Raw genomic sequence first — 25,697 nt, 5'->3', positions numbered from 1 at the left:
TCTGGCGCTGGTTTTGAGTCCGCTGATGGTCGTCGTATGCTGTGGCGACGACGGACAAGGAGTGGACCGATGCGCACATGGATCGTGGCGGCACTGATGGCGTGGCCGATGCTGGCTGCAGGCGAGCCGAGGCTCGATACGTATCGAGCCGAGGAGATCGCCGGACTTTGGGAGGCACTCGGGCCCTTCGACGATATCAAGCATGAGAGCTACGTTGGTTTCACCCGGGTGGCAGACCTGGATGGTGACGGCGTCGAAGAGATCGTCTATCTCGGATCGAACTATTGCGTCGGCGCCGGTTTCGACTGCCCGAATGACGTCAATGTGCTCACCCGCCTGGTCCCGGGCAAGGGTTGGATCACGAGAGACCGGGACGAATATGAGGTGCGCGCACGCAAGACGGGCTATGTGCCCGATACCAGCGTGCAGATTCCCGGTGAAGTCATGTCGCTTTCGATCAAGGGAAACCGGATCGAGGTCTTTTTCATCGTGCGCGCCGAGTCGCCGATCTGCCTGCAGCAGCAACGTGATCGAGCTGGAAACAAGCGCTGCCCGGAACCCGGACGCTACCGATGGGCCTACGCCTGGACACCCGGCAAGCTCGAGCGCCTTCCCGACAGCCAATACGACGCCGTGGCGCCGCGCACCCATTTCCCGGAGCAGTTGCGGGATCGTTGGGTCGTGGCCGGTACCTCCTGCGAGCAGGCTTTGGTTGACGATGGAAAGGGCTACGTCGAGTTCAATTGGAATCGCATGACCGGCAAGGGCGAGGACGTCTGGCCGAACATCGTCACCCTGGTCGCGCAGGTGCCCTGGACGTGGCGCATCGTCACCGAGCGCAAGGGAAGCCGTGGCAAGGAAACACCCTCGGTGTTCATCCTCAGCGAGAAGCAGAACCGGCTGATCATCGTCGAAGAGGATCGCGTACGCACCTTTGATCGCTGCCGCTTCAATGTACTGAACGATCTGCGCCGCAAGCGGGAACAGGGCGGAGCCGCTGTCGGGCAGGTGTCTGGCGAGGGATTCAGCCAGCAGCAGGGATCCGGCCGGCGTTGATCCGGATCAACGCATCGTCTAAACGCGGGGTGTGCAATCGTATGGACCGCCGTCCTGGACGGCGTAACCGGAGATCGACATGTACAAGCGCATCCTGATCGCCATCGACGGTTCCGAGCTGGCCAATCGCGGCCTGCAGCAGGGCCTGATGCTGGCCAAGGGCACCGGCGCCGCCATCGACCTGGTCACCGTATCCGAGCCTTGGGCGATGGGCATGTATGACGCGATGGGCTGGAGCGTGGGCTACGAGGCCAGCCCGGAATACAGGAAGGAGCGCGAGGAAAGCGCCCAGGCCGTGCTGACCCCGGCGCTGGAAGCCGCCCGTGCGGCTGGCGTGATCGCCAATCCGCATCACGTGCTGGACCGCTATGCCGCCGAGGGCATCCTGGAGGCGGCCAGGGAGCTTGGCAGCGACCTGATCGTGATGACCTCGCATGGCCGCCGCGGCATGAGCCGGGTGTTGCTGGGCAGTCAGACCATCGAGGTGCTGACCGGCAGCACGGTGCCGGTGTTGGTGGTGCGGTGATTGGGGATTCGGGATTGGGGGATTCGTAACAGCCCCAATCCATCGTAGGAGCGGCTTCAGCCGCGATGGGGCATTTCCACCGGGAAAGCTCCATCGCGGCTGAAGCCGCTCCTACGAGATCACTTGTACTCGACGGTGGACTGGTAAGGCCCGTCGAGGCTGAAGCCCCTCCCACAACAGCAGCCTTTCCGAAGCAGGCTTTTACGAATCCCTAATCTCCAATCCCACATCCCGGCCTCACCAGCTATACAGCTTCCAGTACACCGGCGAAACGCCGTTGGGGTCGCCCTGGAGGTGGCCATCGCCGTTCTTGTCGTACAGGTAGTACGGGGCGCCGCGCACCGGGGTAATCTTGACCATGCGCAGCTGACCGCCCACGCGGTACTCATCGATCTTGTCGCCGTTGTCCATGGTCTTGCTGGCGATGTCGGGATTGTTCAGCGCGAGCGGAGCGCCGTCCTGGCCCATGGTGGCGCAACCGGCCAGCAACAACAGGGGCGCCAGCAGCAGGCTTGCTCGTTTCATCGTGGTGGCTCCAAGGGGGGATGCCGGCGATTATGCGCGCTGCCGCCGTGGCCGTGCGTGGAGGCCGCGTAGAATGACGCGATGAGCAGATTAGTCCTGATTGACGGGTCCAGTTACCTGTATCGCGCGTTCCATGCGCTGCCGCCGCTGAGCAATCCGCAGGGCGAGCCCACCGGTGCGTTGTTCGGCGTGGTCAACATGCTGCGCGCGACGCTGAAGGAGAAGCCCGAGTACGTCGCCTTCGTGGTCGACGCGCCCGGCAGGACCTTCCGCGACGATCTGTACGCTGAATACAAGGCGCATCGCCCGCCGATGCCCGACGACCTGCGCGCGCAGGTGCAGCCGATGTGCGAGATCGTGCATGCCCTCGGCATCGACATCCTGCGCATCGACGGCGTGGAGGCCGACGACGTGATCGGCACGCTGGCGCTGGCCGGGGCCGCCGACGGCATCGAGGTGACGATTTCGACCGGTGACAAGGACTTCGCCCAGCTGGTGCGTCCCGGCGTGGAACTGGTCAACACGATGAGCGGCAGCCGGATGGATTCGGACGCGGCGGTGTTCGACAAGTTCGCGGTCAATCCCGGCCAGATCGTCGACTTGTTGGCGCTGATGGGCGACACCGTGGACAACGTGCCCGGTGTGGAGAAATGCGGCCCGAAGACTGCGGCCAAGTGGCTGGCCGAGTACGGCTCGCTCGACGCGATCATCGCCAATGCCGACAAGATCAAGGGCAAGATCGGCGACAACCTGCGTGCGGCGCTGCCGCGCCTGCCGTTGAACCGCGAACTGGTCACGATCAAGACCGACGTGGCGCTGGAAAAGCGTGCGCAGGAACTGGTGCTGCGCGAGCGCGATGCCGAGGCGTTGCGTGGCCTGTACCAGCGCTATGGCTTCACCCAGGCGCTGAAGGAACTTGAGGGGGCCAGCATCGACGTGGCGGTGGCCGAAAAGGAGCCGGGCAAGGCGCGTGGTGCGGGTTTTGCCGCCGCACCTGTCGTCGCTGCCGCCGACCTCGATCCGGCGCTGGCCGCAGCCGGCGAGTACGAGATGATCAGCACGCTCGAGCAACTCGATGCCTGGATCGCGCGGCTGCGTGAAGCTGGTCAGTTCGCCTTCGATACCGAGACCGACAGCCTGGATTCGATGCAGGCCAACCTGGTCGGCCTGAGTTTCGCCGCCGAAACCGGCAAGGCCGCGTATCTGCCGCTGGGCCACGACTATCCGGGCGCACCGGCGCAGCTGGATCGCACGCAGGCGCTGGAGCGGTTGCGGCCGCTGCTCGAGGACGCAGCCGTGCGCAAGCTTGGCCAGCACGGCAAGTACGACCTGCACGTGATGCGTCGCCACGGCATCGCGCTGGCCGGCTACGCCGACGACACCTTGCTGGAGAGCTTCGTGCTCAATTCGGGCAGTGCCCGCCACGACATGGACAGCCTGGCGCGACGTTATCTCGGCTACGACACCATCAAGTACGAGGACGTGGCGGGCAAGGGCGCCAAGCAGATTCCGTTCTCGCACGTCGGCCTCGACGAGGCGACGAAATACGCCGCCGAGGATGCCGACATCACCTTGCGGCTGCACCATGTGCTGGCGCCCAAGCTGGCCGCCGAGCCGGGCCTGGAACGTGTCTATCGCGAGATCGAGATGCCGCTGGTGCCGGTGCTGGAGCGGATCGAGGCCAACGGCGTGCAGGTCGATGCCGAGGAACTGCGCCGGCAGAGCGCCGACCTGTCGCGGCGCATGCTGGCCGCGCAGCAGAAAGCCACCGAACTGGCCGGGCGTACCTTCAATCTGGATTCGCCCAAGCAACTGCAGGCGCTGCTGTTCGACGAATTGAAGTTGCCGGCGGTGGTGAAGACACCCAAGGGCCAGCCGTCCACCAACGAAGAAGCGCTGGAGGCGATCGCCGACCAGCACGAGCTGCCGCGGGTGATCCTGGAATATCGCGGCCTGGCCAAGCTGCGCAGCACCTACACCGACAAGCTGCCGGAGATGATCCATCCGCAGACCGGGCGCGTGCATACCAGCTACCACCAGGCGGGCGCGGCGACCGGGCGATTGTCTTCGTCCGATCCCAACCTGCAGAACATCCCGATCCGCACCGACGACGGCCGCCGCATCCGTCGCGCCTTCGTCGCCCCGCCCGGACGCAAGCTGATCGCCTGCGACTACTCGCAGATCGAGCTGCGGATCATGGCGCACCTGTCCGGCGATCCGGGCCTGGTCGCTGCGTTCGAATCCGGCGCCGACGTGCACCGCGCCACCGCGGCGGAGGTGTTCGGCCGCAAGATCGACGAGGTGACCTCCAACGAGCGTCGCGCCGCCAAGGCGATCAACTTCGGCCTGATGTACGGCATGAGCGCGTTCGGGCTGGCGCGTCAGCTCGGGATCGGTCGTGGTGAGGCGCAGGATTACATCGCGCTGTACTTCAGCCGTTTCGCCGGGGTGCGCGATTTCATGGAGAACACCCGCCAGCAGGCACGCGAGAACGGCTACGTCGAGACCGTGTTCGGCCGGCGCCTGTATCTGGACTACATCGCCAGCAGCAACCAGGCCCAGCGCGCCGGTGCCGAGCGCGCGGCGATCAACGCGCCGATGCAGGGCACCGCGGCGGACATCATCAAGCGCGCGATGGTGACGGTGGATGCATGGCTGGCCGATCACCGCGAGCGTGCGCTGATGATCCTGCAGGTGCACGATGAACTGGTGTTCGAGGTCGAGGAAGGTTTCGTCGAGGAACTGCGCCGCAACGTGGTCGAGCGCATGGCCGGTGCCGCGCAGCTGCGCGTGCCGCTGCTGGTCGATGTCGGCGTGGGCGACAACTGGGACGAGGCGCATTAGCGCGTGTCATCTGCTGCCTTGAATCCCGCGCAATCGGCATGCGTGGTTCCAGGGCGGCATTGCTCGGAATGCGCGCAGAAAATAAGCGGGATGAACGAGTCGGCGGAATGAATCCGTCCTTAATCCGACGAATTCTTAACCAGAATCTTCACGATTCATCAATGTAGGAAATGGTGTTATAGCCCTCGACAGGCGCAACGCCTGTCTGCAGATCTCTCCCATCCCCTGGAGCAGATCTCTGGAGCGGAACTCCTCCCCAAGTTCCCGTTCCCTGGCCCCGCCGACCTCCCCCTGGTCTGCGGGGCTTTTTATTGGTCGCGTGTCTGCGAGCGGTGAGACACGCGATCGGCGGTGATCGGATGTCGGGATCCACCCGCTGGATGTTCTGCAGCGATGAGGGGATATTCGGCATGGCGGCGGGCCGGGCAGGCTGGCGTAACCCGGCGTCGAATGCCGGGGTATTACGACATTGCACTGATCCTCTTTCGCTCAGACTGTGCCGTATCCGACCACGACGCTTATCTCATCCCATGTGCCTCCCGGCCCTGTTCAGCTTTCCACAGCCGTTGCGCTCCCTTGATCTGCCGTATGCGGAGGCGAAACCATGCGCGTACTGATTGCCGAGGACGAACCGTCGATTGCCGATGCGGTGGTGTTCGCGCTGAGGCAGCAGGGCCATGCGGTGGACCACGTCGACGATGGCACGCATGCCGACGCGGCGCTGCGCAGCACCGACTATCAGTTGCTGGTGCTCGACCTCGGCCTGCTCGGCGAAATGGACGGCATACGTGTGCTGGAACGGCTGCGGCGACGTGGGGCGAACACCCCGGTGCTGGTGATCACCGCGCGTGAAGGCCTGGATGAACGCGTGCAGGTGCTGGATCTCGGTGCCGATGACTATCTGGTCAAGCCGTTCGCGCTGAAGGAGTTCGAAGCGCGGGTGCGCTCGGTGCTGCGGCGTGCGATCAGCCAGGGTGCGCCGGAACTGCGGCTGGGCCAGCTGCGGCTGGACCTGAGCGGCCACCGCGCCTGGGTCGGCGAGGACGCGCTGGAGCTGACCGCGCGTGAATTCGGCCTGCTCGATGCGCTGGCGGTGCGTTCCGGCAAGGTCACCAGCCGCGCCCAGTTGGTGGAGACGCTGTGCAGCTGGGACGAGGAGATCAGCGACAACGGCCTGGATATCGCCATGCACCGCCTGCGCCGCAAGCTGCACGGCAGCGGCGTGGGTATCCGCACCATCCGTGGACTGGGCTATCTGCTGCAGGAACGCCAGGAGGGTGACGATGAGCCCTGAGCGCGTACCGGTGCGGCCGAGCCTGCGCCGGCGCCTGCTGCTGTTCCTGGCGGTGCCGATGCTGCTGTTGCTTGCGCTCGACGCGGCGGTGACCTACCGGATCGCGCTCGGCTATGCCAATCGTGCGCACGATGCCAGCCTGGCCGACGACCTCAGCGCGCTGACCGCGATGATGCGCAACATCCCGGGTGAGCGCGTGCTGTCGGCGCAGGCGCAGTTCCTGCTGCGCTATGACCCGGATGGGCCTAATTACTTCTCGGTGTCCAGCCGTCGCCATGGCCTGATCTACGGCGATACCAGCCTGCATCGGCTGCACCAGCCGGCGTCGGGCGCCGGGCCGCTGCTGTACGACATCGATGATGGGATCCGGCGCCTGCGCGCGGCTTCGATCAGCATGCCTTCGCCGTACGAGGACGGTGACGTGTTGACCGTGACCGTCGCCGAGACCCTGATCGATCGCCATCGCAGCGCCCGCCAGGTGCTGCAGTTGACCCTGCCGATACAGGCGGCGCTGATCGTGGCGGTGATGGGGCTGGTGTGGTTCGGCGTCAACCACGGCCTGGGCGTGCTGGCGCCGCTGACCCGGCGCCTGGCCGAGCGCGAGCAGGCGTTGGCGCCGGTCACCGGTCCGGACGTGCCGCTGGAGATCCTGCCGCTGACCCAGACCCTGGACACGTTGTTCGCACGCGTGCGAGGCACGTTGGCGCTGCACGAGCGCTTCATCACCGATGCCGCGCACCAGCTGCGCACGCCGCTGGCCGGCCTGCAGCTGCATGCCGAGCGCGCGATGACCGCCGATCCGGAACAGTTGCGCGACTCGCTGGCGCATATCCGCCAGCTGACCGGACGCGCGGCGCGTGCGGCCAGCCAGTTGCTGGCGCTGAGCCGCGTGCAGTCGCCGCATCGCGATGCCGATTTGCAGGCACCGGTCGCGCTGCATCGGTTGGTGCCGCAGGTGGTGGCGGCGCGGGTGCCGGACGCGTTGGCCGCCGATGTCGATCTGGGTTACCAGGTCGACAATGGGGAGCAGGCGGTGATGGTGCTGGGCGATGCATCGGGCGTGCAGGAACTGCTCGACAACCTGATCGACAACGCGCTGCGCTACGCCGGGCGCGGCTGCAGCGTCACCGTCGCGCTGGCGACGGCCGGCGCGCAGGCGGTGCTCAGCGTCGAGGACGACGGCCCCGGGGTGCCGGAGGCGCTGCTGGCGCGATTGGGCGAGCGCTTCTTCCGGGTGCCGGGCGTCGGCGGTGACGGGTCCGGCCTGGGGCTGGCGATCGTGCAGGGTATCGCCAGCCGCTACCAGGCGACGGTCGAGTTCCTGCGCGGGACACAGGGCGGGTTGCGGGTGGAGATCCGCTTTCCGTTACAGAACTAGGTGTTTGGTCCCGGAATGGATGACACGCCCCAGGGCATTTCACCGTAGGAGCGGCTTCCCCGGGAAAGCCTCATCGCGGCTGATGGCCCTAGGCCACCCAGAGCCGCCCCTACGGTGAACGAGGGGGCTGAAGCAAACATGCTCCAGTTGGCGGGGAGTCGATACGCTTCCTGAACGGATATGCCCGAGGGGCGCGATGAAAGTTTCGGGAAAACCTCGGCTGGGATGCTGGTCGCCTTCCAGGAAGGCCGTCCGACGTGATCCGATCCAGTGAATTCTTCTTTCGCGGTGGCCGCCATGGCGTGCTGCTCATCCACGGCCTGACCGGCACCCCGGCGGAAATGCGCCGGGTCGGCATGGGCCTGCACCGTGCCGGCTTCACCGTGCACGGCGTGCAGTTGGCCGGCCATTGCGGCGACATGGACGATCTGCTCGCCACCGGCTGGCGCGATTGGTACGCCAGCGTCGAGCGCGCCGCCGAGGCGCTGGCCGCCGAGGTCGATCAGGTGTTCGTCGCCGGGTTGTCGATGGGCGCGCTGCTGGCGCTGATGCTGGCGATTGAGCGGCCGGAACTGGTCGCCGGCGTGGGCGTGTACGGCGCGACCTTCCGCTACGACGGCTGGAACATCCCGTGGACGCGCCACCTGTCGTTCCTGCTGCCGTGGTTCAAGCGCTTCAACATCGGCCGCCGCCGCATGTTCATGGAGGAATCGCCGTACGGGCTGCGCGATGAGCGCCTGCGTGCGCAGATCAGCGCGGCGATGCAGAGCGAGGACAGCAGCGTGGCGGGACTGCCGGGCAATCCCTGGCATTCGCTGGCCGAGCTGTACGCATTGTCGGCGCGGGTGCGGCGCGGGCTGCCCATGGTGATCGCGCCCTGCCTGGTCGCGCATGCCGCCGAGGACGACGTGGCCAGCGTGCGCAACGCCGAATGGGTGATGCGCGGCGTGTCCGGGCCCACCGAGTTCCTGTTGATGGAAGACAGCTACCACATGCTGACCCTGGACCGGCAACGCCGCCTGCTGACCGAGCGCAGTGCCGACTTCTTCCAGCGCATCGCCGAATTCGGCCCGGAATCGCTGCTGCACGATGATCTGCGAATGACCGCGGCGGTGTTGTCGTGAGTCCACTCACCGCGGCGCTGTGGCTGCTGACCGTGGTGGTCGATACCGGCGGGCAACTGGCGTTCAAGGCGGCGGCGGTGGAAGGCATCGACGCCGGTGGCGATCTGATGGCGCGCTGGCGGCATCGGCTGGGGCGGCCGTGGCTGTGGCTGGGCATCGCCTGCTATGTGATCGAATTTCTGGCCTGGATCGCGTTCCTGTCGCTGGTGCCGCTGTCGGAAGGCGTGCTGCTCGGCTCGATCAACATCCTCGCGCTGATGCTGGCCGGGCGCGTGTTCTTCGGCGAGCGGCTGATGCCGTTGCGGGTGGCCGGGATGAGTCTGATCGGATTGGGCGTGGCGATCGTGGGAGCGGGTGGATGAGGCGGCTGTATCTGATCGGTTTTCCGCTGCTGCTGGCGTTCGATACGCTGGCGCAGCTGTGCTTCAAGCTGGCCGGCACGCACGCGTTGCCGCTGGAATTCAGCGTCGGCTGGTTGCAGCGCTTGTTCGGCCAGCCCTACGTCTACGGTTCGTTGTTCGGTTACGTCGGCGCGTTCTTCACCTGGATGACGCTGCTGGAGCGCGCGCCGATCGGTCCGGCGTTCGCCGCCTCGCACCTGGAGGTGGTGACGGTGCTGGCGCTGTCGGCGTGGCTGCTGGGCGAGCCGGTGACCGGCGTGCACCTGGCCGGCGCCGCGTTGATCCTGGCCGGTGTGGTCTGCCTGGCCCGGGCCGAGTCGCAGGATGTCGGTGCTACGGCCTGAGCTGCCGCCGACCGCCGGCCTGCCGCTGCGGCTGGGCGATCTGCTGCCGCGTGGCGGCGATGATCTGGAGACGTGGTTGCAGGCATTGTTCGGCCTGCCCGAGCCGCTGCTGACCTGCTCGGGCACTGCGGCGTTGCTGGTGGCATTGCGCACGCTGCATGCACTGGCGCCGGCGCGCGACGAGGTGGTGGTGCCGGCCTACACCTGTCCGCTGGTGCCGCTGGCGGTGCGCGCGGCCGGCTTGCGGTTGCGCGTATGCGACCTGCGCGAGGACCACTTCGATTTCGAACCGGACGCGCTGCAGGCGGTGTGCGGGCCGCGCACGCTGGCGCTGGTGCCGACCCATCTCAGCGGCCGCGTCGCCGATGTGGCGACCGCGCAGGCGGTTGCACGCGGCTGCGGCGCCTGGGTGATCGAGGATGCTGCGCAGGCGCTAGGGGCTCGCGTCGACGGCGGCAGTGTCGGTCTGCGCGGCGACATCGGATTTTTCAGCCTCGCCGCGGGCAAGGGGCTTTCGCTGTACGAGGGCGGCGTGCTGGTCAGCCGCGATCCGGCCTTGCGCGCGCTGCTGGCGCGTGCGGCGGCGAAGGTGCCGGTGCAGCCGCTGTGGGAATTGCGCCGCAGCGTCGAACTGTTCGCACTGGCGCTGCTGTATCGGCCGCGTGCGCTGGCACTGGCCTACGGAATGCCGCTGCGGCGCGCGCTGCGGCAGGGTGATCCGGAGCGCGCGGTCGGCGATCTGTTCGATCCGGAGATTCCGCTGCATCAGGTTGGCGCATGGCGGCGCGCGGTCGGTGCCAATGCGGTGCAGCGTCTGCCGGCGTTCCTGGTGGCGGCGCGCCAACGGGCTTTGGCGTGGCGTGAGGAATTGAACGCGCTGCCGGGCGTGAGTGTGTTCGGTGATCGTGCTGGTGAGCAGGGCACCTGGCCGGTGCTGTGGCTGCGGCTACCGGATCGGACGCGGCGCGATGCGGTGTTGCAGACGTTGTGGACGGCGGGGTTGGGTGTGAGCCGGATGTTCATCCATGCGTTGCCGGATTATGCGTATCTGCGTGAGTGCGTGCCGGCCGTTGAAGTGCCGCGGGCGCGGGCGTTGGCGGAGTGCACGTTGACGATTGGTAATGGGCCTTGGTTGGATGAGGCGGCGCGGGGGCGGATTTTGGCGGAGTTGATGAGGGTGGTGGGTTGATGTGATGTCTTTTTGTAGGAGCGGCTTCAGCCGCGATGGGGCTTTACCCCGGGAGTTGGAATTTGTGGGAGGGACTTCAGTCCCGACGGGCTTTCCTGGTGATGCTGTGCGTTTGCTGGTTGAAGCTACGATCAAGGGCAAGATCAAGGGCTTTCGCTCCTTCGGAGCGAGTCACCTTGATCAGCCATTCGGCTGCTGTAAAGCGCTTCTTTGCTCGTGCAAAGAAACGTAACCCAAAGAAAGCACGCCCCAGTCCTCGCGCCCTTCGCTGCGCTACGGGTCCACTCCGCCAGCGGGATTTTCTGACGCGGCATCCATGCCGCGGCAGAAAACGACGCACATCCATGTGCGTCGCCCTTCGGGTTTTTCCCGCTGGCTCCGTCGCTGCGGATGGGGGCCCCGAAAAAGCGAAAGGCGACAGCAAAATCACGAGCAACAGCAACAGCAACAGCAACAGCAACAGCAACAGCCGTAAAGCCGAGCTTGTTCGGCTGCTGGAAATTTTGGGGATATCTTCGAGACCGATACCTATCGGGTACTTCCTCGCCACGTCGTCCCCGCGCAGGCGGGGACCCCGTGCCTTTGAGCACTGCAAGAAAGTCCCTATCAGCCTTCGGCTGCTGAAAAACGCTTCCCGCCTTCGCGGGGATCACAACGTGAAAGTATGCGAGCGCTACAACCCGCGATCCGCCAAGACGGGAAGCGCTAACGCGCCTGCAGCGCCTGCAGCAGTTCCAGATTCAGCGCATGCTGCCCGGCCTGCCAGGCCGGCAGTGCCAGTGGATCCGGTTGTTGTTGTCCGTCCAGTGCCGAGAGCAGGCGTTTGAACGGGCTGCGGTAGCGGTAGTCGGAAATTTCGCCGGTGATGTCGCTGCCGATGATGGGGCCGGTCAGTGCGTTGATCAGGGCCTGCGCGTCGGCGAGTTGGAAGCGGCCTTGGTCCCAGTTGGTGCGGGCTACGTCTTCGGCGAACACGTCCTTGTCGATCGACAGGTAGGTTGGCAGGTGGGCGTCGTGGCGGGCGGCGAAGCTCGCCAGCAGGGTCGGGATGTCGCCGAAGCCATGCACCGTGCCGGCGCAGCCGAGCAGGCGTGCCCAGCGTGTGTCCACGCCCAGGCACCAGAGATGCAACCGGCCGGCGCGCAGGGGGGCGAGGTACTGCTCCCAGCAATGGGTGGTGCCGGCGTCGGACGAGCAGATGCCGACCACGTGTACCTGCGCGACCTGCGCCAGTGCGGCGGCGTGGCGTACCCACGAGCCGCAGTGCACGCCGAACGGGTAGCGCATGTTGTCCGGATGGTTGTCGAGCACGACCACCTGCAACCGGTGCCGGCTGCGTTCGGCGGCGAACTGCACCAGTGGCCAGCTCAGGTGATGGAAATCGCCGCTGCCCAGGAACACGGTGCCGTGCGGTCGCTCCAACGCCGGTCGGATCTGGCCGACGAAGCGGCGCAGCGTGCGCTGGCTGCAGCCGAAGCGCACCGCTTCCTGCCAGTGTTCAAGTGGCAGCACGCACGCATCGGGTAGCGCATCGGTGGAGTTGTCCAGGTCCAGGATCAGCGGGGCATTCATCCCGCTGCCTCGGCTTGCGGCATGTCGCCGGCTTCGTGCTCGAAACGGTGGACGTTGTGACGCAGCAGCAGGCGCAGCAGTGGGTTGCGTGGATACACGGCGTGCCGGGTCGGGGTGAGGCGGGCGCCGAGGTGGCGCTTGATCTCCGGATCGGTCCAGCCGGCCACGTAGTGGCTCAGGCCTCGTTGGCGGGCGTATTCCAGGTTGTGCATCCAGCTGACGGTGTAGAGGTTGTGCTCGCGTGACTGCGGGTAGGCGAAGCCGACGTACTTGTCCACCAGCATCCCGGCGTGCTCGTAACACAGGTTCCAGCCGATCAGCGTGTCCTGGTGGTAGTACGCGAACACGAGGCCGCCGCTGTCGCCATCACGCAGCAGCGCGGTCATGAAATCCTCGCCAAGCAGATCGAAATGAATCTGGCTCTGCGCGTAGACGGCGTAGAACAGCGCGTAATAGGCCGCGCACAGCTGTGGATCGTCGAAACAGGCCGCGCCGGTGGGATGGCATTCGATCCGCACGTGGGCGCGCGAGCGCAGCTTGCGACGGATATCGCGGCGGCGTCCGGATGACAACTGCGCCAGATACTCGTCCTCGCTGGCGAAATCGATCGGCACCCAGGCCAGCTGCATGCCCTGCATCAGCACGAAGCCGCGTTCGACCAGCGCCAGCGCGAATGCCTCGGCGCGCTGGTTGCTGCGCACGTCGAGCAGCGGCGATTCCGACGGCAGATCCTTGACGATCAGCAGCGGCGCGCGCTGTGCCTGCGCCAGTACCTCGTCGGCCAGCGCCTCGACGCTGCCGGCCAGCGGCAGCGGCGCGTACTCGGTGACGGTGCAGCCAATGAAGCTGGCCCGCCACTCCAGCCAGCGTCGCCAGTAGCGGTAGCCGGGCAGCGCGGCGACGCGCGTGCGCAGCGCGTCGTCGGCGGTGGTCAGCAGGTCCAGGCGAGCGGAGAACAGCGGCAGGCCGCTGGCCAACCGCTCGGCCTGGAATCCCTGCGGCGGGTGCGCGATGAAGTCACGCAACAGCGCCTCGGGTTCGAGCTGAGTGCAGTAGTGCATGCGCGCCGTCCGGCCCCGCGTCAGGCGGCCTTGGCCTTGGTCAGCGCCTGATCGATCAACGCGATCGCCAGGTCGATTTCCTCGTGGGTGATGTCCAGCGACGGCGCCAGCGTGATCACGTTCTTGTACCAACCGCCGACATCGAGCACCAGGCCGATCTTCTTGCCGTTGTGGGTCAGGTCGCCGGCCAGACCGATGTCGACCATGCGGTCGAGCAGCGCCTTGTTCGGCGTGTAACCGTCGGCTTCGCAGATCTCCGCGCGCAGCGCCAGGCCGAGGCCGTCGACGTCGCCGATTTCCGGGTGGCGCTTCTGCAGGTCCTGCAGGCCGGCGAGGAAGTGCGCGCCCTTCAGCGGCACGGTGCGCTCGTAATCCATCTCGTAGCCCATCCGGATCACTTCCAGGCCGAGCGAGGTGCCGAGCGGATTGGAGTTGAAGGTGGAATGGGTCGAGCCCGGCGGGAACACGGTCGGGTTGATCAGCTCATCGCGTGCCCACAGGCCCGACAGCGGATTGAGGCCGTTGGTCAGCGCCTTGCCGAACACCAGCACGTCCGGGGTCACGCCGAAGTGCTCGATCGACCACAGCTTGCCGGTGCGCCAGAAACCCATCTGGATCTCGTCGACCACCATCAGGATGTTGTACTTGTCGAGCACCTTCTTCAGGTCGCGGAAGAAGTTCGGCGGCGGGATCACGTAGCCACCGGTGCCCTGGATCGGCTCGACGTAGAACGCGGCGTACTCGGCCTGGCCGACCTTGGGGTCCCACACGCCGTTGTATTCGGTCTCGAACAGGCGCGCGAACTGCTGCACGCAATGGTCGGAATACTCTTCCGGGGTCATGCCCTTGGGACGGCGGAACGGATACGGGAACGGGATGAACATCGCGCGCTCGCCGAAGTGGCCGAAGCGGCGGCGGTAGCGGTAGCTGGAGGTGATCGACGAGGCACCGAGCGTACGCCCGTGGTAACCGCCTTCGAAAGCGAACATCAGGCTCTTGCCGTTGCGCGCGTTGCGCACCAGCTTCAGAGAATCCTCGATCGCCTGCGCGCCGCCGACGTTGAAGTGCACGCGGCCTTCCACGCCGAACTTGCGCTCCACGTCCTGCGCGATGGTCTTGGCCAGCTGGATGCGGGTCGGGTGCAGGTACTGGCTGGCGACCTGCGGCAGCGTGTCGATCTGGCGCTTCAGCGTCTCGTTCAGGCGCGCATTGGAGTAGCCGAAGTTGCACGCCGAGTACCACATCTGCAGGTCGAGGAACGGCACCTCGGCGCTGTCGAACATGTAGCTGCCTTCGCAGCGACGGAAGATCTTCGGCGGATCGACGTAGTGCACGGTGTCGCCGAAGGAGCTGTAGCGGGCTTCGTCGGCCAGCAGCTGGGCGTCATCGTCGAGCGAGAGGGCGGGTGTGTGCAGCAGGTTCATAAGATCGGGGTCCGGTGTGGAAGGAAGCGTCGGCTCAGGCCGGCAACGGCACGGGGGAAAGGGGCATCAGCGGCGCGGGATCGGTCAGGCGGCCATCGAGCAGGCGCGGCAGCAGTGCGAGCGCGTCTTCGAAGTCGTTGATCGGGCTGTGCGGGATGCCGCGCAGGCGGCAGTGATCGATCAGCTTGCGCTTGGCGAACACGTAGTCGGCACGGCCGGCCGCGCAGAAATCGGAGGTGCCATCGCCGATCAGCAGCACGCGGTCCTGTGCGCTCGGGCGGTGCTGGCGGATCTGCGCGCACTTGCAGGTGCCGGAGGCGCAGCCGGCGACCTGGTACGGCGAATCCAGCTCCCAGCGGCGCGGCTGTGCGGAAGGGCGGATGCGGTTGGCGACGATCGGCAGGTGCTTGAGGCCGTTGCGGGCCAGCAGGATCTGGATCGGGTGATCCAGGCCATCGCTGACCACCTGCAACGGCAACCCGCGTGCGGCCACGGCGGCGACGAAACGCGGGAAATGCGGGTCGATCGCCAACCCGTCCAGGTGCCGTTCGAACTGCTCGGGGCTCATGTCCAGCAAGGCGACCTGGCCGCTCATGCAGGCAGCCGAGCCGATGTGGCCGGCCTGCCAGTCGGCCTCCAGGGCCTCCCAGCCGGGCATGCCGAAGCGGTCGAGCAGGGTGTCGATGACGTCCTGCAGGCCGATGGTCCCGTCGAAATCGCACAGGACGCTCCAGGACAACGAAGGGATAGGTGACATGGGACTCGGGGAGTCGGACTAGGGTGGACGCCACCGTAAAAGGGCGACCTTTCGGCCTCCTTTCCGTGCCTGAACCGGTCTGCCGGCCTTCAGGTTGGGTTGCTCTGCCGATACCGCCCGGGTCCGGTATTGGCTAGTGTTCGGGTCTCGCCCCGCAGAGGAATGCGCCCCATGCACGACCTGTTCAATCTGGCGATGCCCTGGTGGGAGATGGTGCTGCGCGCGGTGCTGGTCTACGTGATCGTGCTGGGCATGGTGCGCGTGTCAGGCAAACGCACGCTCGGCCAGTTCACCCCGTTCGACATGCTGTTGATCGTGCTGCTCGGCAATGCGGTGCAGAACGCGCTGCTTGGCCAGGACACCTCGCTGGGTGGCGGCCTGTTGCTGGCGGCGACGTTGATCACGCTGAACTATGGCGTGGGCTGGATCACCACGCGCAGCAAGCGCGCCGAACGCCTGATCGAAGGGGTGCCGGTGGTGATCGCACGTGATGGCAAGGTGTTCGAACGGGTGCTGCGGCGCGAGCTGATCAGCGAAGCCGACTTTCAGGTGGCGATGCGCCAGCAGGGATGCACGAGCGTGGACAAGGTGCGGCTGGCGCTGCTGGAGACCAACGGCCATATCACCATCCTGCAGGAGCAGGATGTGCCGACGCCGTAGCGCGTCGGCGTATTGCGACTCAGCCGAGCCAGTCGCGCGGTACCAGATAATCGGCCAGTCGCGTTTCGGCGCTGCCCGGCTCGGGCTGGAAGCCGTATTCCCAGCGCACCCGCGGCGGCAGGCTCATCAGGATGCTTTCGGCGCGACCACCGCTCTGCAGGCCGAACAGCGTGCCGCGGTCGTAGACCAGATTGAACTCGACGTAGCGCCCGCGCCGATACAGCTGGAATTCGCGCTCGCGCTCGCCGTACGGCGTGTCCTTGCGGCGCTCGACGATCGGCAGGTAGGCATCGAGCAGACCGTCGCCGACTGCGCGCAGGTAGGCGAAGTCGGTCTCGAAGTCGCCATGCAGATCGTCGAAGAACAAGCCGCCGACGCCGCGCGTCTCGTTGCGGTGGCGCAGGAAGAAGTAGTCGTCGCACCAGCGCTTGTGCGCGGCGTAGCGCTCCTCGCCGAATGGCGCGCACAGCGCCTGCGCGGTGCGGTGCCAGTGCAGCACGTCCTCGTCGAACGGGTAGAACGGGGTCAGATCGAAACCGCCGCCGAACCAGGCCGCGACCGGTTCGCCATCGCGCTCGGCGCGGAAGTAGCGCACGTTGGCGTGGGTGGTCGGCAGGTACGGATTGCGCGGGTGGAACACCAGCGAGACACCACAGGCGCGCCAGCTGGCGCCGGCCAGTTCCGGGCGGTGCGCGCTGGCCGAGGGCGGCAGGCGGGTGCCGGCGACATCGGAGAAGCCGATCCCGGCCTGCTCGAACACCGCGCCGTCGCGCAGCACGCGGGTGCGACCACCGCCGCCCTCCGGGCGTTTCCACAGATCCTCGGCGAAACGGGCCTGGCCGTCGGCGGCCTCGATGGCCGCGCAGATGCGGTCCTGCAGGCTGGTCAGATAATCACGTACGCGGTCGAATTCGTTCATGCCGGCAATTCTAAGCGGCACTTGTTACCCGTAGGAGCGGCTTCAGCCGCGATGGCTTTCATGCAGGTCCCTCCGCAAAAGCCCGCACATCCATGTGTGGGGATTCAAACGGGAAAGCCATCGCGGCTGAAGCCGCTCCTACAGGTCTACAGGGAGTCATCCTGGAACTCGGCACGGATCTCCGGCCGGCACAGCTTCCACGCGATCCAGCCGTGCACCGCGGCGATCAATACCGCGCCGATCAGGCAGCACCAGAACAGCGCCTGCTGCAGCGTGTGGGTCATCGCACGCAACTGGTCGAGGTCGGCCGCGTCCGGGCTGGCCATGCCGTCCACGAGGCCGCCGAACAGGTTGTCCAGCAGCGGCAGGCCGGCGAAATTGGCCAGTGCCGCCAGGATCAGCCCGGCGATGAACGCGCGCCGCGCCCATTCGCGCCGACGCAGCAGTCCCCAGGACACCCAGGCCAGCACCGCCGAAAGCAGCACCCCGGCCAGCGACAGCCCGAGCAGATGCTCATCCAGCCACAGCAGCGGGGCCGGCACCGGCATATCCGGCGGCAGCAGGCCGGCAGCCAAGCCGTCGGCAGGCAGTGCGCCAGCCAGCAACAGTTGCAGCAGATTGCTGAGCACGCCGAAGCCACCCAGGGCCAGCGAGATGGCCGCCATCACCGTGACGAAGCTGCTGCGAACCGAAGTGGGCATGGTGGGTTACCGGATATCGCGTCGGTGGGGTTGGGTATCAGGGATGCAGCGCGGCCAGGTGGGCATCGAGCATGGCCTGCCCCGGTTCGTCGAGCCGGTCGTGGATCGACTGGTACCAGGGCGCGATCGCCTCGGCGGGCAGCTGCGTCCGCAGCAGCGGCAGGCTGCGCTCCAGGAAGGTCTCGAAGAACGGCAGCCCACGCACGTACAGGAAATGCGAGTCGGTGATCGACAGCTGGGCGTAGACGTCGCGCAGCCATTCCAGATGCGGCAGCGCACGCTCGGCGTGGCCGGCCTGTTCCAGCGCCGAGATGAAGTTGCCGCGTGCCAGCGCCGGGGAGACTTCGCGGGTCTCGGCGTTGATCTGGTCGAACTTGGCCAACCACGCTTCGCCACGGTCGATCTCGCCGCACATCACCGACACGGTGGCCAGTTGCAAGGCGTTGTGGGCGCTCTGCTCGCGCTCGAACAGCGGCAACCAGTAGTCGAACGCCTGCGGATAGTGGCCCAGTGCGCTCAGCGACAACGCGCAGATCCGGTAGGCATCGGCACCGGCCTGCACCTGCGGCGAGGCCAGTGCGAAGGCCTGCTCGTGCTGGCCGGCCTGGAGTGCTTCCAGGGCCGGGGCCAGCGCCGGATCGATGCCCGGATCGGCTTCGGCCGGTGTGGCGCTGGCCGGTTCCGCTGCAGTGGCGGCGCCGGAAGTACGGCCGAACAGGCGACTCAGGAAACCCATCGGCGACATCCTTGCTCAGTGAAGATGGCGCAAGGTACCGACTTCAGATGACCGCGACCAGCAGCGGCAGGATATGCACCGCGCTCAGCGGCGCGACCGGCACCGACCACGGCGGCGTGGCGCTCAACCAGATCAGTTCGGCGATCTCGGCCTGCACGGATGGCACGCCGTCGATGCGCACCGCGAACACGTCGGCACGCACGCGCCGCCCGGCTTCGTTGACCGCATCGTGCTCGAACTCGCCGAGCCGGCGCGCGCTGCCGGGCACGATGCCCACGTCCAGTTCCTCGCGCAGCTCGCGCGCCAGCGTCGCCAGCGCATCCTCGCCCGGCTCGCGCTTGCCGCCGGGCTGGATGAAGATCGCCGAGCCGTGCTTGCGCACCAGCAGCGCGTGGCCGGCACCGTCGTCGATCAACGCGGCGACGATGCGGATCGGCTCGGAACTCAGGGCGGCTGTTTCATTCATCGGGCGAGCATAGCGGTCGCCTGGGTGGCGACCGGTGCCGTCACCCAACGGCCCTGGCAGGGATCGCCGTGCGTGTCCTGCGCAGCGGGGCCGCCATCGAGCGACGGTGACACGCCTTGCGGACCCGAGCTGATGCGGGTGGCATCGACCTGCCAGCGCGCCGAGGGTGCGAAGTGCACATCGTTCAATTGCACCTCGAGCGGGTGGCTGGCATCGAAACCCTGCATCACCAGGTCGCCATCCTGCCCGTACACATGCTCGAACACGATGTTGCGATAGACCGGAATGTCGCTGCCGCTGGCATGCGCGTCGTAGCGCGTCTGCAGTTCGATCGGACGGCGGTTGTTGCGCAGGCAGATGTCGCTGTAGCGCACGTCCTGCACCAGGCCGCCGCGGCTGGCATCGCTCTTGATCCGCAGCCCGGCGGTGGTGCCGTCCAGCGTCAGGCGGTTGACCAGAACGTCGCTGACGCCGCCGTTGGTCTCGCTGCCGATGGACATGCCGTGGCCGGCGAGGAAGTGGTTGTCGAGGATGGAGATGTAGCGGCTGGGGCTGTCGTGGCCGGCCTTGATCGCCACGTTGTCATCGCCGGTGCTGATCAGCGAATGGGTGATGGTGACGTCCTCGGCATTGCCCGGGTCGATGCCGTCGGTGTTGCGCGCATTGGCGGGCGCGCGGATGTCCACGCCCCACACGGTGATGCCGTGCACGCGGCGCATCGCCACGTGGAAGTTGGGCGAGTCGCGCAGCTGCAACCGGTACAGGGTGATGTCGTGCGAGTCGTCGATGTCGATCAGGTGCGGCACGTTCTGCTTGCCGCCGGCACGGGCCTGCTCGGCCAACTGCCACCAGCTGGTGTGGGTGCCGGCCATCGGCTGGCCGCCCTGTCCGTCGATGCTGCCCGGCCCGCGCAGTCCGCTGTCATGGGCATGCTCGAAGCTGATGAAGGCCCGGCAGGCATGGCCCTTGGCATCGATCCGGCCGCACTGGCCGCCACCGCGGTCGTAGTCGCGCGGATCGGTGCTGGCGGCGAGGGTGACGCCAGCATCCAGCCACAACGTCACCCCGGAAGGGATCAGCAGGGGCGCGCTGATGATGCGCCGGGGCGCATCGGGCGCCTGCACGCGCACCGCCTGTCCGCTGGGGCAGTGGTCGAGTGCCTGCTGCAACTGATGCTGGGTCTGGTGCGCGTCGGCGCTGGGGTCGGCGGCGACGAGACTGCAAACGGTGGGCGCACCGACCGGCTCGCTGACCTGGCGGCGGTCCTGGGCGTGGGCGGCGGGGATCAGGGCCAGGGCGCAGGCGAACATGCCGGCGGCGCGGAATGACAGGGGAAGCATGCTCGGGCTCGCGGGTGGGGAGCCGGCAGCCTAAGCACAACTGGATAAACCCCGGCCATACGCGAATAACGGTATGGCCCGGGCCTGCCGCGACGATGCGGCAGGCCCGTTGCCGGACGCTGCGGTATCAGCGCAGCTGTTGCTCGAACAGCTTGAGGATGCGCTTGTACTCGTCCAGCCAGGAGTCGGCGCGGGTGAAACCGTGGCGCTCCAGCGGGTACGGGGCGATTTCCCAGTTGTCCTTGTGCAGTTCGATCAGCTTCTGGGTCATGTCGACCGAGTCCTTGAAGAACACGTTGTCGTCGATCATGCCGTGCGCGATCAGCAGGTGGCCCTGCAGGCCTTCGGCATAGTTGATCGGCGAGGAGGTCTTGTACGCCTGCGGATCGATGTCCGGCGTGTTGAGGATGTTGGAGGTGTATTCGTGGTTGTACTGCATCCAGTCACCGACCGGACGCAGCGCGGCGCCGGCCTTGAACGTGCCCGGCGCACGGAACATCGCCATGAAGGTCATGAAACCGCCGTAGCTGCCGCCGTAGATGCCGGCGCGATCGCGATCGCCCTGCTTGTTGGCAGCCAGCCAGTCCAGGCCGTCCAGGTAATCCTCCAGCTCCGGGTGGCCCATGTTGCGGTAGATCGCGGTGCGCCAGGCGCGGCCGTAGCCTTCCGAGGCGCGGTAGTCCAGATCCAGCACGATGTAGCCCTTCTGCACCAGCAGGTTGTGGAACATCTGCTCGCGGAAGTAAGGCGTGTAGCGCGCCGAGACGTTCTGCAGGTAGCCGGCGCCGTGCACGAACATCACGATCGGATAGTGCTTGCCGGGCTCGGGGTTGGCCGGGCCGTAATACTTGCCCCAGATCGTGCCGGCGCCGTGTTTGGACGGCACCTGCACGTACTGCGGCTGGACCCACGGCTGCGCCTTGAACGCCGGGGTGCGGGTGTCGGTCAGCACCGTGGCCTGACCACCGCTGGCTGGCAGCACCGCCAGCTGCGGCGGCAGGTAGGCGCCGGAGTAGCGCACCAGCAGGCGGCTGCCGTCCGGAGAGACGCTGTAGTCCTCGACACCGTCCAGCGCGGTCAGTTCGGAGACCTTGTCGCTGGCCAGATCGAGCTTGCAGACCTCGTAGTCGCCCGGCCACTTCTGGTTGCACAGGAAGTAGAAGCCGTGCCCGTCCGGGGTCGGCTGCGGGGCGGAGACTTCCCACTTGCCGGCAGTGCGCTGGCGTGACTTGCCGTTGCCCTCGACGGTGTACAGGTGCGAGTAGCCCGATTCCTCCGACAGCAGCCACAGCGTGCGGTTGTCCGGCAGCCAGCCGAAGTCGTTGAAGTCCCAGTTGATCCAGGCGTCGTCGTGCAGGCGATGGCGCGAGCTCAGCGTGGTCTTGTCCAGGTCCACCGTGGCGATCCAGCGGTCCTTGTTGTCGACCGCGCGCAGCAGCACGGCGACGTTGCGGCCGTCGTTGCTCCAGTGGATGGCCGCATCGCCGCCGCCGTAGCCCTCGATCCCGACCCGCACCGCGCGCTCACCCTTGAGCGGCTCCTTGCCGGCGGCCTTGCGCAGCGCCGCCAGCGGATCGGTGGCGATGCCCGGAAGATTTTCGAAGCTCAGCTTGCTGGCCTTGCCGGTGATCGCATCGACCAGCCACAGCGTTTGCGCCACCGGCGCGTTGCGGCCGACCCGGGTGCGTACTTCCTGGAATTCCTCATAGCCGGACTCGGTGACGTACTTGGGCATCTTGCCGGCCTGGCCCTCGTCGGCGCCCTTGGCCTGGGTGACGACGAGCAGGTGGCGGCCGTCGGGCGAGAGCGCGCTGTCGGCGATCTCCACGTCGTCGCCGAGATAGACCGGGGCCGGGGCGCGGCTCGGGTCGGCCTTGCGCCATGCTTCTTCCTGCTGTTTCAGCGCATCGCGCTGGGCGCGATCGGTGCGCAGCGTGGACAGCGTCGCCAGCTGCTGCTCGCGCAGCACGTCCGGCTTGGGATCGGCATTGGGATCGCGCGCGGCCTTGAGCACCGCGATCTGCGCGACACCGCCGCCCGGCGTCCAGCGATACCAGTCGTTGCCGGCGCGCCAGACCGCGCTGCCGTCGCTGGCGAACTGCGGGCGCGATTCGGTCTCGTTGCTGCGGGTCAGCTGGGTCAACGCGCCACTGCGCAGATCGCGCAGGAAGATGTCGCCATTGCGCACGAACAGCATGCGCTGGCGCTGCGCGTCGAAGACCGGCTCGTCGGCGTCGAGCGTGGCGCGTGCGTCGTCGCCAACGCGCGTGGCGGCGCTGCCGTCGATCGACTGGCGGTAGCTGTCGCGTACCGGGCTGCCGTCGCGCTTGAGCAGGTATTCGACCTGCTTGCCGTCCCACGACCACCAGGCCTTCTCGACCGAGGGGCCGATCCAGTCCGGGTCGGCCATGGTCTGTTCGATGGTCAACGGCGCGGAGGGCGCCTGGGCGGCGGCGGTGGCGACGAACAGCAGCAGGGACAGCGGCAACAGTCTGGGCATGGGCGGCAGCAATGAAGAGAACCGGGCAAGCCTAGCAGTCAGGGTGCGTTGGCCGGCTGGGCCACAGGTCATGCCGCGCTCATCTCGCTCTGGTATCAAGGCCGCCTTGCCAGCCTGGCGCCGCTGCCGCCAAGCTGGTGCGATGTTCCGCCCCGTTTTTGCCTGGAGAGTCCGATCCGATGTCCGCCGTTCCTGAACACCTCGCTCCGGCCACCGGCCCGCTGTTGACCTTGGGCAGCGGCGATCCGGACCGGATCGTCGTCTTTGACGGCGCCACCGCGATCGATCTGGCGAGCTTCCACGCGCATGTGCGCGGGCTGGCGGCGTGGCTGCCGTCCGGCACCCATGCGGTCAACCTGTGCGAGGACCGCTATCGCTTCCTGGTGGCGCTGTGCGCGGTGGCGCTGCGCGGGCAGACCACGCTGCTGCCGCCGTCGCGCGCGCCGGCGGTGGTCGAGGACGTGATGCAGCGTCATGCCGGCGCCTATGCACTCGGCGACGAACTGTTGGAGCTGGAACCGGCGCATTACCGCCGGTTGCCGGAGATGCTGCCGTCGGTTGCCGGCGAGCTTCCCCAGGTGCGTGCCGAAGCGGTGGCGGTGATCGCCTTCACCTCCGGCAGCACCGGCCAGCCCAAGCCGTATCCCAAGACCTGGGCGCAGTTCCGCGATGGTTGCCAGCAGAACCTGCTGGCGCTGCGTCAGCTCTGGCACGAGCGCGCGCCGGCGGTGCTGGCGACGGTGCCGCCGCAGCACATGTACGGACTGGAGATGTCGGTGGTCCTGCCGCTGTTGGGCGGGCTTGCCGTTGCCAGCGGGCGCCCGTTGTTCCCGCAGGACGTGGCGGCGGCGCTGGAGGCATTGCCGCGTCCGCGCTTGCTGGTCACCACGCCAGTGCATCTGCGCACGCTGGTGGCGGCGGAGGTGGCGATGCCGCAGGTCGATGGAATGATCTCGGCCACCGCGCCGCTGTCGCAGGAACTGGCCCAGCAGGCCGAAGCGAGCTTCGGCGGACCGATGTGCGAGATGTTCGGCTCGACCGAGACCTGCATCTTCGCGCGTCGTCGCACCGCACTGGAAACCGCCTGGACCCCGCTACCCGGCGTGCGCCTGACCCCGCAGCCGGACGGCACGCTGGTGCATGCCCCGCAACTGCCGCAGCCGGTGCCGCTGGCCGATCTGATGGAGATTCATGCCGACGGCAGTTTCGAGCTGAAAGGCCGCCAGGCCGACCTGCTCGACATCGCCGGCAAGCGCGCCTCGCTGGGCGACCTCACCCGCCGCCTGCTGGCGGTGCCGGGCGTGCAGGACGGCGTGGTGGTGCAACTGGAAACACCCGACGAGATCGGCGTGCGCCGCATCGCCGCGCTGGTGGTCGCACCGACGCTGGACGAAAGCAGTCTGCTGGCCGCGCTGCGGCAGACCATGGACCCGGTGTTCCTGCCGCGCCGATTGCGTTTCGTCGAGCGCCTGCCGCGCAACGAGACCGGCAAGGTGACCAGAGAGCGGTTGCTGGCGTTGCTGGGGGCCTAGCAAGAGCGTCGGTGCCCTCGTAGGAGCGGCTTCAGCCGCGATGAGGCATTACCGCTCCGAAGCAGGGATTCGGGATTGGCGATTCGGGATTCGCAAAAGCCTGCTTCGGAGAGACGGCTCTTGTGGAAGGGACTTCAGTCCCGACAGGCTTTACCGGCCTGCTGTCGGGACTGAAGTCCCTCCCACACAGCAGCCTTTCCGAACCGAGCTTTTACGAATCCCCAATACCGAATTACGAATCCCAGCCCCTCACCCCCACACACCATCGATCTCCACCGCCAGGTCGCGGCGACACACCACGGCGTTGAGCAATATCCGCGGCACGCTGTCGCCCAGCCGTTCGTCGAGTGCCTGGGCAATGCGCGCCAGGTCTTCCTCGCGGGTCACGTAAACCTTGAGCCGGCTGCCCGCGCCGATCACCGTCGGTAGCGCCGGTGCGTGCGTCCGCGCGGCGCCGACCAGCGCGTCGAAGTTGGCGAAGATTTCCTCGAGCTGCGCCAGCAACTGGCCGCCGTGACGCGTCTCGTGGCCGACCACGCTGGCGGTGCCCGACAGCAGCAGCGGCATCGGCGCGCTGTCCGGCGCCAGCATCGCGCGGGCGAAGCTCGGCGATTGCGGGCCGTACTGGCGCGGGTAGTGGTAGGCGCTGACCTGGCGCGGGTTTTCCAGCGGCGTGCCGGGTTCGCGCGCGGCCAGCCAGTACACCTGCAGCGTGCGCACGCCGTCGGTACGGCCGATCGCGGTCGCCGCCGGTAGCCGGCCTGTCTCGATGGTGCCGATGCCACGCGCGCGGCCGACGCAGAAATGGCGATAGCGCTCGTCGTCGCCTTCGCCCTCGATGATCGCGTCGAGGTAATTCCAGATCCGCAGCTGGTGCGGGTGGCGGCTGCCGGCCAGATGCGCGCCGATGCGCCGGTAGGCGTACTCGGCGGCGGCGGCGATGCCGCCGTGCGCGGCTTCATCGACCTGCAAGGCGCCGAACGCCAGGGTGTCGTCCTCGGCCCAGGCCAGATCGCCGTCGTGGCCGCTGCGGACCGGGCCGGCGCTGCGCCAGACCTCCAGCCGTTCAGTTCCGTAGGGGTGCAGGCCGACCTGCAGGTAGCGCGGATCGTCGCTGGGCGGGGCCGCGTCGCCGGCGCGGAAGCCGAGGATCGCCAGCACCTGCGGATCGGCAAGCAGGGCAGCGCATTCGGCGGGATCGGCGTAGTCCACCCGCAATGCGGGGGCGTGGGACATCATGTGTTCACTGCGCAGTGGTGGTGAAGCGGGCATGATAGCTCGGCATGGTCGGGGGGCCGGCTTGCCTGAAGGCGCGCAATCCCGGATCGTTGCGCCCCTTGTCCCGACG

23 protein-coding genes are annotated in these 25,697 nt (G+C 67.3%); 11 read left to right on the top strand and 12 right to left on the bottom strand.

Going from position 1 to position 25,697, the window contains the following annotated elements:
* Positions 1 to 69 precede the first annotated feature (69 nt).
* Positions 70 to 1,056 (top strand): hypothetical protein, encoded by a 987-nt coding sequence (locus AC3WJE_RS06340; RefSeq protein ID WP_493729936.1) that lies wholly within the window; start codon positions 70 to 72, stop codon positions 1,054 to 1,056.
* Between the two features lie 79 nt (positions 1,057 to 1,135).
* A complete protein-coding gene (locus AC3WJE_RS06335) occupies positions 1,136 to 1,582 on the top strand; it encodes a universal stress protein (protein ID WP_493729935.1) in 447 nt (148 codons plus the stop codon).
* Between the two features lie 237 nt (positions 1,583 to 1,819).
* Here AC3WJE_RS06335 and AC3WJE_RS06330 read toward each other — a convergent pair whose 3' ends face one another.
* Positions 1,820 to 2,107 (bottom strand): DUF2782 domain-containing protein, encoded by a 288-nt coding sequence (locus AC3WJE_RS06330; RefSeq protein WP_493729934.1) that lies wholly within the window; start codon positions 2,105 to 2,107, stop codon positions 1,820 to 1,822.
* Positions 2,108 to 2,188: 81 nt separating this feature from the next.
* Here AC3WJE_RS06330 and polA point away from each other — a divergent pair, with 81 nt between their 5' ends.
* From polA to AC3WJE_RS06295, 7 genes are all read left to right on the top strand, one after another.
* The gene (gene polA, locus AC3WJE_RS06325; RefSeq protein ID WP_493729933.1) at positions 2,189 to 4,951 is read left to right on the top strand and encodes a DNA polymerase I; all 2,763 of its coding nucleotides are present in this window, start codon (positions 2,189 to 2,191) and stop codon (positions 4,949 to 4,951) included.
* A 604-nt stretch (positions 4,952 to 5,555) separates the two neighbouring features.
* The gene (locus AC3WJE_RS06320) at positions 5,556 to 6,245 is read left to right on the top strand and encodes a response regulator (protein WP_493729932.1); all 690 of its coding nucleotides are present in this window, start codon (positions 5,556 to 5,558) and stop codon (positions 6,243 to 6,245) included.
* Complete coding sequence (locus tag AC3WJE_RS06315) at positions 6,235 to 7,623, top strand: sensor histidine kinase (protein ID WP_493729931.1); 1,389 nt, start codon at positions 6,235 to 6,237, stop codon at positions 7,621 to 7,623. Before AC3WJE_RS06320 ends, AC3WJE_RS06315 begins: the two co-directional genes overlap by 11 nt.
* A 257-nt stretch (positions 7,624 to 7,880) precedes the next feature.
* Positions 7,881 to 8,747, top strand: coding sequence for an alpha/beta hydrolase (locus AC3WJE_RS06310; protein WP_493729930.1), 867 nt, complete (start codon positions 7,881 to 7,883; stop codon positions 8,745 to 8,747).
* Positions 8,744 to 9,109, top strand: a complete 366-nt coding sequence (locus tag AC3WJE_RS06305) for a hypothetical protein (protein WP_493729929.1) — start codon at positions 8,744 to 8,746, stop codon at positions 9,107 to 9,109. Before AC3WJE_RS06310 ends, AC3WJE_RS06305 begins: the two co-directional genes overlap by 4 nt.
* Entirely contained in the window at positions 9,106 to 9,492 is a 387-nt protein-coding gene (locus tag AC3WJE_RS06300; protein WP_493729928.1) for a DMT family transporter, read from the top strand. The genes AC3WJE_RS06305 and AC3WJE_RS06300 overlap by 4 nt, the downstream gene beginning before the upstream one ends.
* Complete coding sequence (locus AC3WJE_RS06295) at positions 9,473 to 10,681, top strand: DegT/DnrJ/EryC1/StrS family aminotransferase (protein ID WP_493729927.1); 1,209 nt, start codon at positions 9,473 to 9,475, stop codon at positions 10,679 to 10,681. Before AC3WJE_RS06300 ends, AC3WJE_RS06295 begins: the two co-directional genes overlap by 20 nt.
* A gap of 705 nt (positions 10,682 to 11,386) precedes the next feature.
* Here AC3WJE_RS06295 and AC3WJE_RS06290 read toward each other — a convergent pair.
* From AC3WJE_RS06290 to AC3WJE_RS06275, 4 genes are read right to left on the bottom strand one after another with little or no spacing between them, the layout of a single operon-like run.
* The gene (locus AC3WJE_RS06290) at positions 11,387 to 12,253 is read right to left on the bottom strand and encodes an arginase family protein (RefSeq protein WP_493729926.1); all 867 of its coding nucleotides are present in this window, start codon (positions 12,251 to 12,253) and stop codon (positions 11,387 to 11,389) included.
* Positions 12,250 to 13,314 (bottom strand): GNAT family N-acetyltransferase, encoded by a 1,065-nt coding sequence (locus AC3WJE_RS06285; RefSeq protein WP_493729925.1) that lies wholly within the window; start codon positions 13,312 to 13,314, stop codon positions 12,250 to 12,252. Before AC3WJE_RS06285 ends, AC3WJE_RS06290 begins: the two co-directional genes overlap by 4 nt.
* 20 nt (positions 13,315 to 13,334) lie before the next feature.
* Complete coding sequence (locus AC3WJE_RS06280) at positions 13,335 to 14,738, bottom strand: aspartate aminotransferase family protein (protein ID WP_493729924.1); 1,404 nt, start codon at positions 14,736 to 14,738, stop codon at positions 13,335 to 13,337.
* Positions 14,739 to 14,772: 34 nt separating this feature from the next.
* Positions 14,773 to 15,495 (bottom strand): MtnX-like HAD-IB family phosphatase, encoded by a 723-nt coding sequence (locus AC3WJE_RS06275; RefSeq protein WP_493729923.1) that lies wholly within the window; start codon positions 15,493 to 15,495, stop codon positions 14,773 to 14,775.
* A gap of 171 nt (positions 15,496 to 15,666) precedes the next feature.
* Between AC3WJE_RS06275 and AC3WJE_RS06270 the strand changes: the two genes are divergently transcribed.
* A complete protein-coding gene (locus AC3WJE_RS06270) occupies positions 15,667 to 16,155 on the top strand; it encodes a DUF421 domain-containing protein (RefSeq protein ID WP_493729922.1) in 489 nt (162 codons plus the stop codon).
* 19 nt (positions 16,156 to 16,174) lie between these two features.
* Here the strand turns inward: AC3WJE_RS06270 and hemF are convergent, their stop codons facing one another.
* The 6 genes from hemF to AC3WJE_RS06240 form a co-directional block, all read right to left on the bottom strand.
* Positions 16,175 to 17,074 (bottom strand): oxygen-dependent coproporphyrinogen oxidase, encoded by a 900-nt coding sequence (hemF, locus tag AC3WJE_RS06265; RefSeq protein ID WP_493729921.1) that lies wholly within the window; start codon positions 17,072 to 17,074, stop codon positions 16,175 to 16,177.
* A 146-nt stretch (positions 17,075 to 17,220) separates the two neighbouring features.
* Positions 17,221 to 17,775, bottom strand: a complete 555-nt coding sequence (locus AC3WJE_RS06260) for a hypothetical protein (protein WP_493729920.1) — start codon at positions 17,773 to 17,775, stop codon at positions 17,221 to 17,223.
* A 37-nt stretch (positions 17,776 to 17,812) separates the two neighbouring features.
* Positions 17,813 to 18,511, bottom strand: coding sequence for a hypothetical protein (locus tag AC3WJE_RS06255; protein WP_493729919.1), 699 nt, complete (start codon positions 18,509 to 18,511; stop codon positions 17,813 to 17,815).
* Positions 18,512 to 18,554: 43 nt separating this feature from the next.
* Positions 18,555 to 18,977, bottom strand: coding sequence for an NUDIX hydrolase (locus tag AC3WJE_RS06250; protein WP_493729918.1), 423 nt, complete (start codon positions 18,975 to 18,977; stop codon positions 18,555 to 18,557).
* On the bottom strand, positions 18,974 to 20,317 hold the full coding sequence (locus AC3WJE_RS06245) for a glycoside hydrolase family 28 protein (RefSeq protein ID WP_493729917.1): 1,344 nt from the start codon (positions 20,315 to 20,317) through the stop codon (positions 18,974 to 18,976). Before AC3WJE_RS06245 ends, AC3WJE_RS06250 begins: the two co-directional genes overlap by 4 nt.
* 127 nt (positions 20,318 to 20,444) lie before the next feature.
* Positions 20,445 to 22,817: a prolyl oligopeptidase family serine peptidase gene (locus AC3WJE_RS06240; RefSeq protein ID WP_493729916.1), complete on the bottom strand. Its 2,373-nt coding sequence runs from the start codon at positions 22,815 to 22,817 to the stop codon at positions 20,445 to 20,447.
* Positions 22,818 to 22,996: 179 nt separating this feature from the next.
* Here AC3WJE_RS06240 and AC3WJE_RS06235 point away from each other — a divergent pair, with 179 nt between their 5' ends.
* Entirely contained in the window at positions 22,997 to 24,349 is a 1,353-nt protein-coding gene (locus AC3WJE_RS06235; RefSeq protein ID WP_493729915.1) for an AMP-binding protein, read from the top strand.
* A gap of 249 nt (positions 24,350 to 24,598) precedes the next feature.
* Here AC3WJE_RS06235 and AC3WJE_RS06230 read toward each other — a convergent pair whose 3' ends face one another.
* Positions 24,599 to 25,585, bottom strand: a complete 987-nt coding sequence (locus AC3WJE_RS06230; protein ID WP_493729914.1) for a chorismate transformation FkbO/Hyg5 family protein — start codon at positions 25,583 to 25,585, stop codon at positions 24,599 to 24,601.
* Positions 25,586 to 25,697 lie beyond the last annotated feature (112 nt).

It is taken from the genome of Pseudomonas sp. GW821-FHT07E12 (assembly GCF_058986605.1).
This window is presented reverse-complemented; position numbering and strand designations above follow the sequence as displayed.